Source organism: Kitasatospora sp. NPDC004240 (genome assembly GCF_053603215.1).
The window spans coordinates 1-12,186 of record NZ_JBSGFD010000231.1; the positions used below are offsets into that span (position 1 = coordinate 1).

The 12,186-nt window shown below is 75.2% G+C and carries 11 protein-coding genes; 4 read left to right on the forward strand and 7 right to left on the reverse strand.

Annotated elements, in window-relative coordinates; genetic code table 11:
• Positions 1–1,431, reverse strand: a 1,431-nt coding sequence (locus ACWEQL_RS36650; protein WP_452154923.1) for an FtsX-like permease family protein, incomplete at its 3' end; no start/stop codon positions are given.
• A gap of 161 nt (positions 1,432–1,592) precedes the next feature.
• Between ACWEQL_RS36650 and ACWEQL_RS36655 the strand changes: the two genes are divergently transcribed.
• Positions 1,593–2,882: a sensor domain-containing protein gene (locus ACWEQL_RS36655; protein ID WP_452154925.1), complete on the forward strand. Its 1,290-nt coding sequence runs from the start codon at positions 1,593–1,595 to the stop codon at positions 2,880–2,882.
• Positions 2,883–2,959: 77 nt separating this feature from the next.
• On the forward strand, positions 2,960–3,601 hold the full coding sequence (locus ACWEQL_RS36660) for a response regulator (protein ID WP_452154936.1): 642 nt from the start codon (positions 2,960–2,962) through the stop codon (positions 3,599–3,601).
• 6 nt (positions 3,602–3,607) lie between these two features.
• Here ACWEQL_RS36660 and mug read toward each other — a convergent pair whose 3' ends face one another.
• The 6 genes from mug to ACWEQL_RS36690 all read right to left on the reverse strand — a co-directional run bounded on the left by mug (position 3,608) and on the right by ACWEQL_RS36690 (position 10,674).
• Positions 3,608–4,195 (reverse strand): G/U mismatch-specific DNA glycosylase, encoded by a 588-nt coding sequence (gene mug / locus ACWEQL_RS36665; protein WP_452154927.1) that lies wholly within the window; start codon positions 4,193–4,195, stop codon positions 3,608–3,610.
• A 111-nt stretch (positions 4,196–4,306) separates the two neighbouring features.
• Positions 4,307–5,425 (reverse strand): aminopeptidase P family protein, encoded by a 1,119-nt coding sequence (locus ACWEQL_RS36670; RefSeq protein ID WP_452154928.1) that lies wholly within the window; start codon positions 5,423–5,425, stop codon positions 4,307–4,309.
• A 95-nt stretch (positions 5,426–5,520) separates the two neighbouring features.
• Positions 5,521–6,873, reverse strand: coding sequence for a M20/M25/M40 family metallo-hydrolase (locus tag ACWEQL_RS36675; protein ID WP_452154929.1), 1,353 nt, complete (start codon positions 6,871–6,873; stop codon positions 5,521–5,523).
• Between the two features lie 98 nt (positions 6,874–6,971).
• On the reverse strand, positions 6,972–7,406 hold the full coding sequence (locus ACWEQL_RS36680; protein ID WP_452154930.1) for a hypothetical protein: 435 nt from the start codon (positions 7,404–7,406) through the stop codon (positions 6,972–6,974).
• Positions 7,403–8,986 carry an APC family permease gene (locus ACWEQL_RS36685; RefSeq protein WP_452154931.1) on the reverse strand — a complete coding sequence of 528 codons (1,584 nt, stop codon included), beginning with the start codon at positions 8,984–8,986 and terminating at the stop codon, positions 7,403–7,405. Before ACWEQL_RS36685 ends, ACWEQL_RS36680 begins: the two co-directional genes overlap by 4 nt.
• Positions 8,987–9,306: 320 nt before the next feature.
• Entirely contained in the window at positions 9,307–10,674 is a 1,368-nt protein-coding gene (locus ACWEQL_RS36690; RefSeq protein WP_452154932.1) for an MFS transporter, read from the reverse strand.
• 98 nt (positions 10,675–10,772) lie between these two features.
• Here ACWEQL_RS36690 and ACWEQL_RS36695 point away from each other — a divergent pair, with 98 nt between their 5' ends.
• The gene (locus tag ACWEQL_RS36695; protein ID WP_452154933.1) at positions 10,773–11,552 is read left to right on the forward strand and encodes an ArsR/SmtB family transcription factor; all 780 of its coding nucleotides are present in this window, start codon (positions 10,773–10,775) and stop codon (positions 11,550–11,552) included.
• A 41-nt stretch (positions 11,553–11,593) separates the two neighbouring features.
• Complete coding sequence (locus tag ACWEQL_RS36700; RefSeq protein WP_452154934.1) at positions 11,594–12,082, forward strand: hypothetical protein; 489 nt, start codon at positions 11,594–11,596, stop codon at positions 12,080–12,082.
• Positions 12,083–12,186: the final 104 nt, after the last annotated feature.

The window sequence follows — 12,186 nt, forward strand, 5'->3', positions numbered from 1 at the left end:
GGCCGCCTCCGCCCGGTCGGGCCGCCCGTCCGGGAGCCGGACCTCGACCCGGTCGACCCGCGCGCCGGGGGCGTTGCGGGCCGTCACGTACAGGCCGTCGTCGCCGAGCCCGTCGCGCAGCACGGCCGCCACCCGCAGGGTCGTCCGGCGGCCGTCCGCGAGCACCACCCGCACCGGCTCGCCGACCGTATGGTGGCCCCACTCCTCGGGGAGCACGATGCCGTCGTCGTCCAGCCCGGCGACCGAACCGGTCACCACCGGCAGCCGGGCCACGCCGGCCAGCGCCGCCGGTTCGGCCGTCCGCGCCCCGGAGCGGACCACGGTGCCGTCCGCCTCGACCACCGCCAGCCGGGTCGGCCCGGTGGGGGACACCACCGCGCCGGGCACGGCGGCCCGCACCGCCTCCACCAGCCCGTCCGAGCCGGCGGCGGCCGTGACGGGAGGCGTGATCACGAAGTCGGCCGCCGTACGGGCCCGTGCCTGCGCCGTACGGGAGGCGCTCACCGTGTCCAGGGCCCCGGCCAGCGAGCCGGTCAGCGCCACCGACACCAGCACCGGTGCGGCGATCGCGCCCGAGCGGCGCAGCGCTGCCGAGGCGTTCTCCCGCACCAGCCGGCCCGTCCAGCGGGAGAGCCGGGCCGGCAACCGGCCCAGCAGACGCAGCAGCGGACGGGCGAGCACCGGCGCGAGCAGCCCGCAGGCGGAGATCAGCACCATCGGCCGGACGGTGTAGGTCTTGCGGTGCAGCAGGTCGACCGGGTCGGTGAGCAGGGCGGAACCGGTCATCGCGGCGGCGGCCACCAGCAGCCCGAGGCCCCAGAACCAGCGGCCCGCGGTCATCACGTCGGCGTCCAGGTCGGCCGAGCTCAGCGCGTCCAGCGGGCCGAGCCGCCCCGCGCGGCGGGCGGCGACCGCGACGCCGCCGAGGGCGACCAGCAGACCCGTCCAGAACGCGGCGTGCAGCGGCCAGACCTGCGGGTCGACCGTGAAGCCGGGCGGCGCCATGCCCACCCCGGCGAGCCACCCCACCATCCGGGGCGCGCCGAGCCGGCCCAGCGCGCAGCCGGCGGCCGAGGCCACCACCCCCAGCAGGAGCGCCTCGGTGAGCACGACCCGCCGCACCTGCGCCCGGGTGGCGCCGGCCAGCCGCAGCAGCCCGAGCTCACGGCGGCGCTGGGCGACGACGTACGAGAAGGTCGAGGCGACCACGAACGCGGAGACGAAGGCGCTCACCCCGCCCGCCGTACCGAGCGCCGCGACCAGCGACACCATGGCCTCGCCGCCGTCCGGCCAGGACATCGCCGTGGCCAGGCCGAGCAGCATCACCGTCATCATCGCCACTCCGAGCGCCAGGGCCGTGAACGCCCCCAGCAGCGACACCCAACGCACCCTCAGCGACTTCAGCGCGATCCGCGGCATGCTCGTCCTCATGCCGTCCAGCCAACCGCCGCGGGGTGCGGCGGGGCAGCGGCCCAGGGGCTACTCCCGGGGGTAGGGCCAGCCCTACCGCGGGCCGCCGACGGGGTGCCTAGGGTGGGGGCCGCGGGCCCGCGGGGGCCACGGGGGACGGCGGGCGGGGAGGCGTACGGGCTGTGGGCGGTACGGCTGCGGGTGGTACGACGGTGTGGCGGGCGCTGGCCCGGCCCGGGTTCCTGCGGACCTCGCTGCCGTGGCGGGCCGCCGGCTACCTGCTGGCCGCCGGCACCGCCGGACTGCTGCTCTGCGCGGGGCTGCTGGTGGCGGGGACGGTCGCCGGGGTGCTGGCCGTGCTGCTGGTGGGCCTGCCGCTGCTGCTGGCGCTGGGACTGGTCGGGGTGCCGTTCGCGGCGTGGGAGCGGTGGCTGCTGCGGCTGCCCGACGGCACGCCGCTGCCCGGTCCGCACCTGGTGCCGGCCCGCCCCGGCCTGGCGGCCTGGCTGCGGCTGCGCCTGCGGGAGCGGGCGACCTGGCGGGAGCTGGGCTTCGCCGCCCTGGCGGCCTTCGTGCTGTGGCCGATCGACCTGGTGGTGGCCGGCTGCGCGCTCGCGGTGCCCGCCTACCTGCTGGCGGCGCTGCCGATGCTGCTGCTGGACGGTGAGCAGGTGAACGTCCTGAAGCTGTGGCAGGTCCACTCCCCGGCCGTGGCGGCCGCGGTGAGCCTCGCCGCACTGCCGGCGGCGGCGCTGCTCGGCTACCCGTTGACGGCGGTCGCGGCCGGCCGGGCGGCGCTGGTCCGGGCGGTGCTCGCGCCGGGCGGCCAGGAGCGGCGGATCGGCGAACTGGTCAGCTCCCGGGCCAGGTTGGTGGACGCCTTCGAGGCGGAGCGGCGCCGGATCGAGCGCGACCTGCACGACGGCGCCCAGCAGCGGCTGGTGGCCCTGTCGATGACGCTCGGGCTGGCCAGGCTGGACGCCCCGCCCGGCGGCCCGCTGGCGGAGCGGCTGTCCCAGGCACACCGCGAGGCCGGCGAGGTGCTCGCCGAACTCCGCGAGCTGATCAACGGCATCCATCCCCAGGTGCTCACCGACCGGGGCCTGCCGGACGCCTGCGCGGACGCCGCCGACCGCTCCGCAGTCCCGGTCGAGGTCCGTTTCGCGCTGCCCGGACGGCTGCCGCCCGCGATCGAGTCGGCCGGCTACTTCGCGGTGGCGGAGGCGCTGGCCAACGTCGCCAAGCACAGCGGCGCCGGGGCCGCCCGGGTCGACGGACGCTACGCTGACGGGCTGTTGACGATCGAGGTGTCGGACGACGGGCACGGCGGCGCCGACCCGTCCGGCGGCACCGGCCTCACCGGGCTGGCCGACCGGGTCTCGGTCGTCGACGGGACGCTCACGGTGAGCAGCCCGCCCGGAGGACCGACCCTGCTGCGCGTGGAGATCCCTTGCACCCCGACCGACCGGTGAACCCCGACCGCACGCCGGACGCCGTTACCGGCACGGCATCGACCGGGGGTGCCGGCGGGGGCCCGTCCGGGCGGGCGCTGGACGTCGTCCTCGCCGAGGACGGCGTGCTGCTGCGCGAGGGCCTGATCGGCCTGCTCGCCCGCTTCGGCCACCGGGTGGTCGCCGCCGTCGGGGACGCCGACGCCCTGCGCACGGCCGTCGCCGAGCACACGCCGGACATCGTCATCACCGACGTCCGGATGCCGCCCGGCCAGACCGACGAGGGGCTGCGCGCCGCCGTGGAACTGCGCGAACGGCGTCCGGGGCTGCCGGTGCTGGTGCTCAGCCAGTACGTCCAGCGCTCCTACGCCGCCGAGCTGTTGGACTCCGGCGACGGCTCCGGGGTGGGCTATCTGCTGAAGGACCGGATCGGGCAGGTCGAGGAGTTCCTCACGGCGGTCGCGGCGGTTGCCTCCGGCGGCACGGTGGTGGACCCGGAGGTGGTGCGCCAGCTGTTGCGCCGCCGCCGCGACCCGCTGGAGCGGCTGACCCCGCGGGAGCGCGAGGTGCTGGCGCTGATGGCCGAGGGCCGCTCCAACGCGGCGATCTGCCGTGCACTGGTGGTCTCCGAGGCCGCCGTGGGCAAGCACATCGGCAACATCCTGATGAAGCTGGACCTGCCCCCGGCGGAGGAGACCCACCGCCGGGTGCTGGCGGTGCTGGAGTTCCTGCGGGCGTAGGGTCCGTCACTCCTCGACGGCCGCCCGCAGCGCCCGGAACTCCTCGGCCAGCCCGTCCAGGGTGTAGTGGGCGTTGAGTCCGCTGGGGTTGGGCAGCACCCAGACCTCGGTGTCCCCGATGCCCTCGGGCCGGCGGCCCGTCGTGGCCCTGCGGTTCCCGAAGGCCGTCCGGTAGGCGGTGACGCCCAGAACCGCCAGCACCCGGGGCTTCAGGCGGAGCACCCGGGCGGTGAGTGCCGCGCCGCCCTCGCGCAGTTCGTCGGCACTGAGCTCGTCGGCCTTGGCGCTGGCGCGGGCGGCGACGTTGGTGATGCCGAGGCCGAGGTCGAGCAGTTCGCCCTGCTCGTCCGGGCGGAGCAGGCGCGGGGTGAAGCCGGAGCGGTGCAGGGCGGGCCAGAAGCGGTTGCCGGGGCGGGCGAAGTGGTGGCCGGTCGCGGCGGACCACAGGCCCGGGTTGATCCCGCAGAACAGCACGCGCAGGCCGGGTGCGGCGACGTCGGGGACGAGCCGGTCCCGGGCGGCGGCGAGGTCCTCGGCAGTGGGCCGGGCGGGGGCGGTGCGCCTGGTGGCGCGGGCGGCGGGGGTCGGGTCCACCCGGCCAAGTCTGCTACGCCGGGCCCGGCCGCGCGCGCCTTCGGCCGTACCCGCGCAGCCGGCCCCGGTCCCGCCGGCCCGGCCGTGCACCCCGGCCGGGCCCGTCCGCCGCTACCCGACGATGCCGAGCTCGTGCGGGGTGTTGTTGAACCGCCGGCCGCCGTGCTCGGTCACCGTGACGATGTCCTCGATCCGCACCCCGAAGCGGCCCGGCAGGTACACCCCGGGCTCGATCGAGAAGCACATCCCGGGCACCAGCGGCCGCTCCTCACCCTCGACCAGGTACGGCGGCTCGTGCGTGGTGATGCCGATGCCGTGGCCGGTGCGGTGGATGAAGTACTCGCCGTAGCCGGCCTCGGTGATCACCCGGCGGGCGACCCGGTCGATCTCCTGGCAGCTCACCCCGGGCCGGACGGCCTCGAAGGCGCGCTGCTGCGCCTCCCGGACCACGTCGTGCACCTCCCGCACCTCGGCGGGGACGTCGGCGCCGACGTGCACGGTCCGGGTGGTGTCGGAGCCGTAGCCGTCCTTGAGACCGCCGAAGTCCAGCACCACGGTGTCCCCGCCCTGGATCACCCGGTCGCCCGCCTCGTGGTGCGGGTCGGCGCCGTTGGGACCGGAACCGACCACGGTGAAGTCGACCTGGCCGTGCCCGTACTGGATCAGCAGCGCGCTCAGGTCGGCGGCCACGTCGGTCTCCCGCCGCCCGGCGAACCCGACCTCCAGGATGCCCCGGTACGCGGCGTCGGCGGCGCCCCCGGCGGCGGCCAGCCGGTCCAGCTCGTCGGCGTCCTTGACCGCGCGCAGCATCGGCAGCGCCGTGGTGAGCGAGGTGTAGCGGCTGTCGGGCAGCGCGGACTGCAGGCCCAGCAGGTGCATCGCCCAGGCGGCGTCCGAGATGCCGTACCGCCCGGCCGGCTCCAGCAGCGGGACGGCGCTGGCGTACGGGTCCTCGCCGTCGGACCAGTCGATCAGGCGCAGGGCCGGCGCGCCGGCCGCCCGCTCCGCGTCGGGGCGCTCCAACCTCGGGACGACCAGCGCGGGTGCGCGGCCCTCGCCGAGGACGAGCGCGGTCAGCCGTTCGGTGATCGCGGTGGGCTGGTAGCCGCAGAGGTAGACCAGGTCCGGGCCGGGGGCGATGACCAGGCCGGTGAGTCCGGCGGCGGCCGCCTCGGCGGCGGCCCGGGCCATCCGGGCGGTGTAGTCCTCGGTGGTGAACGGTCGTGGCATGGGGGTCTCCCGTCTCTGCCGGATCGAGGGTCGGGTCGGGGCTCGGGTCGCGCACGTCGGGTCACGTGCCGCTCATTCCGTCACGGGCGACCACCTCATGCCCGTCCCGAGCCGGCGAAGTGGCGCAGGAACAGGGCCTCGACGTGGGCCATGTGCTCGATCTCGCCCGGGTCGACGCTCTCGTCGGGCGCGTGGATCAGGCAGCGCGGCTCCTCCACGCCCATCAGGATGATCTCCGCGTCCGGGAAGGTCCGGGCGAGGACGTTGCACAGCGGGATCGAACCGCCCTGGCCGAGGAAGGACATCGGCCTGCCGTAGACCTCGGCCATCGCCCTGCCGAGCGCCGCGTACGCCGGCCCGCCGGTGGCGGCCCGGAACGCCGAACCGGTGCTCTCCGGTTCGACCGCCACCCGGACGCCCCAGGGCGCGGCGGCCTCCAGGTGGGCGGTCAGCGCGTCCCGGGCGGTGGTGGCCTCGGTGCCGGGCGGGATCCGCAGGCTGACCCGGGCCCGGGCGGTGGCCGGGATCGCGGCCGCGGAGCCGACCACCGGCGGGCAGTCGATGCCGAGCACGGTGACGGCGGGGCGGGCCCAGAGCCGGTCCGCGACGCCACCGGAACCGGTGAGCGCGACCCCGTCCAGCACCCCGGCGTCCTCGCGGAACCGCTGCTCGTCGTAGCCGACGCCGCTCCAGGTGCCGTCGCAGTCCAGACCGTCGATCCGGGTGCCGCCGTCCGCGTCGCGCAGCGAGTCGAGGATCCGGATCAGCGCGGCGAGGGCGTCCGGGGCGGGGCCGCCGAACATGCCCGAGTGCATGTCGCCCTTCAGGGTGGAGACGGTGACCACCACGTTGGCCAGCCCGCGCAGCGAGGTGGTCGCGGTCGGCACGCCGACGGCCGCGTTGCCGGTGTCGCAGACCAGCAGCGCGTCGGCGTGCAACTCGCCCGCGTGCGGCGGGACGTAGGCCTCCAGCCCGCCGGTGCCCTGCTCCTCCGAGCCCTCGGCGACGAACTTGATCCCGACCGGGAGGTCGTCGCCGAGCGCCCGCAGCGCGGTGAGGTGCATGACGATGTTGCCCTTGCAGTCGGCGCTGCCGCGCCCGTACCAGCGGCCGTCGCGCTCGGTGAGCTCGAAGGGCGGGGAGGTCCAGGCGGCGTCGTCGAGCGGCGGCTGCACGTCGTAGTGGCAGTAGAGCAGGACGGTCGGCGCCCCGGGCGGCGGCGGGCGGTGGCCGATCACCGCGTGGCTGCCGTCCGGGGTCTCCTCCAGGTGGACGTCGCGCAGTCCGGCCTCGGTGAAGGCCTCGGCGACCCACTGGGCGGCCTCGCGGCACTTCTCCGGCGGGTACTGGCGGGGGTCGGCGACGGAGGGGATGGCGACCAGTTCGGCGAGGTCGCTCTTGGCCCGGGGCATCAGGGCGGCGATCCGCGCCGCGAGTTCGTCGGTCATGGGTACGGGACTCCGGTGGTGGTCGGGTGCGGGCGGGGGCCCGGGGGTGGTGGTCGGGTGCGGGCGGGCGCCCGGGGGCGGTGTCGCCCACGGCGGGCTCAGTCGCGGACGGTGTCCTGCAGGTTCAGGTCGTCGATCCGGTCCTGGACGGCGGCGAGTTCGTCCGGGCAGTACACCGACAGCACGATCGCCTCGGCGTACACCACCTCGCGGTCGGAGAGCACCGGGCGCTGGCCCGGCCCGCTCGCGCCGTTGGACATGCCGTACTTCCACTGCGCCTGCCGCAGGGCGCTCGCCGGGTCCTCGCAGACGGCGCCGCCGTCCTCGCCGAGGGTGCGCACGATCTGGCTCTGCTCGGGCACCGGGTAGCCGGCCGCCCGCAGCGTGTCGGACAGCTGCTGCGCCTTCCGGTTGGCCTGGTCGGTCCCGTGCAGCTGCGTGTAGGTCAGCAGGCCGGTGATCAGCATGCCGACCAGCAGCACGATCGCGCCGACGTAGATCCAGCGGTGGCGGGAGGCCATCATCGTGCTCATCGTTCGCCTCCGGTCGCGCGCCGCTCCTCGGCCTCCTGCGCGGCCGGTTCGGCCCCGGCCCCGGGGGAGCGCCACCCGGGCCTGCGCAGCCTCAGGAACAGGAACGGGATCACCAGGCCGAGGAGGACCAGGCCGCCGCCCACGATCGCCACGTACCCCCAGGCGCTGCCGCCGCCGAACTGCGAGGACGGCACGAAGCCGATCACCATCGCGGCCGCCGAGGAGAGCAGGCCGACCACGCACAGCGGCACCAGCGCCGGGGCGCGGTAGCCGCGCGGATGCTCGGGCCGGTTGCGGCGCAGGCGGATCGCGGCGAGGAACATCAGCAGGTAGACGATCAGGTAGACCTGGGTGGTGATCACCGAGAAGATCCAGTAGGCGCTGGAGACGTTCGGGATCAGCGCGTAGGCCAGGGCGATGACCGTGGTGACCACACCCTGGGTGACCAGCAGGTTCTGCTGGACGCCCGCGCGGTTGAGCCGTTGCAGGAACGGCGGCAGGTAGCCCTCCTGGCGGGAGATCATCAGCAGGCCCTTGGACGGCCCGGCCAGCCAGGTGAGCATGCCGCCGAGCGAGGCGGCGACCAGCGCGACGGCGATCACCGGGGTGAGCCAGCCGATCGAGAAGTACTGGAAGAAGGAGTCGAAGGCCTGCATCACCCCGGCCGTCAGGCTCAGCTGGGTGGACGGCACGACCCAGCTGATCGCCAGCGCCGGCAGGATGAAGATCATCAGGACCAGGGCGCAGGCCAGGAACATCGAGCGCGGGAACTCCCGCGGCGGGTTCCTCAGCGAGGAGACGTGGACCGCGTTCATCTCCATGCCGGAGTAGCTGAGGAAGTTGTTGACGATCAGCACCAGGCTGGCCAGACCCGTCCACTGCGGGAACAGGGCGGCCGCGTCCATCGGGGCGGCGGACGGGTTGCCCTGGCCGAGGAAGACCATGCCGAGGACCACCAGCAGGGTGCCGGGGATCAGGGTGCCGATCACCAGGCCCCAGGAGGACAGGCCGGCCACGGCCTTCGTCCCGCGCGAGGAGACCCAGACGCCGGTCCAGTACAGCACCACGATCACGACGGCGGTGTACGGGCCGTTGCTCGCCAGGGCCGGATCGATCACGTAGGCGATGGTGCTCGCCACGTACGCGAGGAGGCTGGGGTAGTAGAAGATCGTCATGGCGAACTGGCACCAGACGGCCAGGAAGCCCAGCGGCTTCGACAGGCCCTCCGAGACCCAGCGGTAGACGCCGCCCTCCCAGCCGGACGCCAGCTCGGCGGAGACCAGCGCGGTCGGCAGCAGGAACACCACCGCCGGCACCAGGTAGAGGAAGACGCAGGCCAGGCCGTACACCGCCATGGTGGGGGCGGAGCGCAGACTGGCCACCGACGCCGTGGTCATCAGGGCCAGCGTCAGCCAGGACATGCGGGGGGCGGCGGCTATTCGGGCCGCCCGGGGGCCTTTCCGTTCCCGGGTTCGTTCCAGGGTTCGTTCCTGTGCGGTCGGGCCCCCGCCCTGATCGGGCGTCTCGGGTGGGCCGGCCGGATCCCTCCGACCGGGTGAGGGTGCGTCCATGGCGCTCATGGGTCTCCTCCGGGTCCTCCTCCGGGGTACGGCCCGGGTCCGCTCCCCGATCCGCCCGGGCGGGCCGTACCCGGTCAGTTCACCCGGTTGCCGGGGTGCGCGCATGCGGCGTAGGGCCGCACGGGTGAAGGGGCGTCAGTTCGGTCGGGCGGGGTTTGGGGGTGGGGCGGGAGGGGTTCGGCGGCGTGTCGGGACGGGTTCGGCGGCGTGTCGGGACGGCGGAGGGGGAGGGCGGCGGGGCAGGTCGGCGGGGGAGCCGGGGGCGGGGCGGCGCGCCGGGGCGGTCGGCGGCGCGCCGGGGCGGGCGCCGGGTGGTCGGTTCAGGCCGTCGGGCCGGGCCAGGAGGAGCGGCGCAGGGTGCGGCCCGCGGTGGCCGGGAGCAGGGCGGCGGCGAGCACGGCGGTCAGGACGGCCAGGGTGACGGCGGGGGAGAGGTGGTCGAGCATCAGGCCGCTGCCGAGCATCCCGGCCGGCATGCCGATGGTGAACAGCGTCATCGTCGCCGCGATCACCCGGCCGCGGAACTCGTCCGCGACCTGCTGGAAGATCAGGATGTCGATCATCACGCGCAGCGCCGGCGTGCCCAGGCCCACCACGAACAGCGCGGCGAACACGGTCACCGCCCCGCCGGGCAGCAGCGGCGCGAGCATCACCGGCACGCAGATCCACGCCGTCGCCAGCAGCAGCACCCCGGGGCCGGCCAGCCGGTGGAGCCGGCCCACCAGGAACGCCCCCGCGATCGCGCCCACCGCCTCGCCGGCCAGCGCCAGCCCGATGCCGCCGCTGGACGTCCCCTGGCCGCGCAGCAGCACGATCACCGGCAGCAGCATCGCGGCGCCCGTCAGGTTGATCACGAACACCACGGCCAGCGCCGGGCGCAGCAGCGGGCTCGCGGCGAGGTGGCGGAAGCCGTCCAGGGTGCGGGCCTCCCGCGCTCCCGCGGCCGGCGCCCCGGCCGTCCTCTCGGGGCGGCCGGGGAAGCGGACGACCAGGGCGGCGGCCAGTGACACGGCGGTGGCGAGCACCGTGCCGAGGAAGGGCACCGCCCGCCCGGCGCCGAACAGGTAGCCGGCCAGCGGCGGCCCCACCAGACCCGCCCCGCTCATCCGGGCCTCGTCCTGCGCGAGCGCCTGCCGCAACTGCTCCGGCGGCACCACCGAGCGCACCGCCAGCAGTCGTACCGGACCGCCGTACGCGATGGTGGCGCCGAGGACGACGGCGACGAGCAGCGCGTGCGGCACGGTGAGCCCGCCCAGCCAGAGCGCGAGCGGCACGCTGGCGGCGGCCAGCAGACGCGCCGAGTCGGCGGCGATCAGCACCCGCCGGCGGTCGTACCGGTCGGCCACCGCGCCGCCGTGCACCCCGAACAGCACGGTGGCACCGATCTGCAGCGCGCCGACCGCGCCCGCGAGGGTGGACGAGCCGGTCATCGCGAGCAGGAGGAGGGGGTACGCGGTGTCGGCGATCCGCATGCCGAGCGTGGAGGCGGCCTGTCCGGCCCAGAGCGCCTGGAACCGCAGGTTGCGCCAGAGCGGGACGGGGGCGGGGGCAGGGGCGGGGCCGGGGGAGAGCGCCGGGGTGGCCGTCGTGGCCGGTTCCTGGGCGGTCGGCGTCTGGGCGGTCGTCGCCTGGGTGGCCGTCGTTGTCGACTGCGTGAGCGTTGCGGATCCTGCAGACGTTCTCTTCATCGTGAACTTTCACCTTCCAGTCACCATTCACGTTTGCGTGAATGATGACTGGAAGGTGATTGATTGCGCAAGGGTGGACGATCTGGAAGGGTTGGCCCGTGGTCGAGAAGGTGGCTAAGTCCCAGAAGTCCGAGAAGCCTCGGAAGTCCGACAAGTCCGACCGGACTCCCGTGTGGGCCAGGGAACGTCAGGTCGAGGACGTCGCGACGCTCAAGGCGCTCGCCGATCCCATGCGCCTGGCGATCCTCGGCGCCCTGATGTCGGCCGAGGGCGGCGAGCTGACCGCCAAGGGGATCGCGGCCGCACTCGGCGAGCCGCAGACCAAGCTCTACCGCCACATCAGGCAGCTGGAGAAGACAGGCCTGATCGCCGTCTCCGGCACCCGGCTGGTCTCCGGCATCGTGGAGAGCCGTTACGTCGCCGCGCAGGAGTCGCTGCGGCTGGCCCCCGGCATGTTCGCCGCCGACTCGCCCGCCCGGGCCGAGGCGTACGACGCCGTGCTGGCCGGGGTCGACCGGGTCCGCGAGGACTTCCGCTCCAAGCTGCTCAGCGGCAGGCTCGACCTGAGCCTGCCCAAGGACGGTTCGGCCGGCCCGCCCAGCCTCTTCTCGCAGTTCGAACTGAAGCTCACCCCCGAGCGGGTGGCTCGGCTGCGGCTGCAACTCGTCAAGGTCTTCGACGAGTTGCTCGCCGAGGGCAACAGCGAGGGGCCGGAGGCGGTCGACGTCACCATGCTGACCCTGCTCTACGGCCCCCAGTCCGACCCCGGCGGTGCGACCGGCCGTCCGGCGGAGGCGGAGGCGGCGCCGGCGGAATCCGCGGGGCTCGGGGACGCCGCGGGGCCCTCGGACCCGGACCCGGTGGGCACGGAACGGTAAATCGAGGGCGAATTGTCGGCGCCCTGGGCGAGGATGGCGCAATGCCGTACGAACTCCTGGCGCTGATAGCCCCGTTGGACCTGATCAAGCTGGCGGCCGCCGAGGTCCCGACCGCCCGGGTGGCCCCGCTGAGGCAGGGTTTCGGCCTGATCCCGGCCACCGTACCCTTCCTGTCGGCCGTCCAACTCGGCGGTGGGGAGCAGGTGTTCAGGGGTGAGCACGGCTTCGACTGGTTCCCGGCCGGTCTCGAGCGCCGCCTCGTCGCCTGGTCCAAGGCCGGCCCGATCGCCTGTGTGGAGGCCGACTACTTCGGCGGCACCGGCACCCAGCGCGCGGCCGTCTGGTCGGACGGCCGACTCGTCCTCGGCCCGCTCACCGTCGGCGAGTTGGAGCGTTTCCCGCCGGAGGGCAGCCCCATCTCCCAGGCGCTGCGCCGGATCGGGGCCCGGGCGGACGAGGGCCACGACGAGTTCGACGCGGTCGGCCTGGGCGCCCACGGTCGTACCGAGCGATGGGCGGCCACCGGCTGACGGCGGCGCTCCGGGCGGCGCCGCGCGGGCGGCGGCCCGACGGCGTCGACCGCCCCGCGCTGGGCCGTGCTCGCCGCCAAGACCACCGTGTGGACCACCGTTCC

Bases quoted from the DNA above. Each gene is read 5' to 3' on its own strand.
- ACWEQL_RS36670 (WP_452154928.1), bottom strand. From the start codon at position 5,425: ATGCCACGACCGTTCACCACCGAGGACTACACCGCCCGGATGGCCCGG.
- ACWEQL_RS36675 (WP_452154929.1), bottom strand. From the start codon at position 6,873: ATGACCGACGAACTCGCGGCGCGGATCGCCGCCCTGATGCCCCGGGCC.
- ACWEQL_RS36680 (WP_452154930.1), bottom strand. From the start codon at position 7,406: ATGAGCACGATGATGGCCTCCCGCCACCGCTGGATCTACGTCGGCGCG.
- ACWEQL_RS36685 (WP_452154931.1), bottom strand. From the start codon at position 8,986: ATGAGCGCCATGGACGCACCCTCACCCGGTCGGAGGGATCCGGCCGGC.
- ACWEQL_RS36690 (WP_452154932.1), bottom strand. From the start codon at position 10,674: ATGAAGAGAACGTCTGCAGGATCCGCAACGCTCACGCAGTCGACAACG.
- ACWEQL_RS36700 (WP_452154934.1), top strand. From the start codon at position 11,594: ATGCCGTACGAACTCCTGGCGCTGATAGCCCCGTTGGACCTGATCAAG.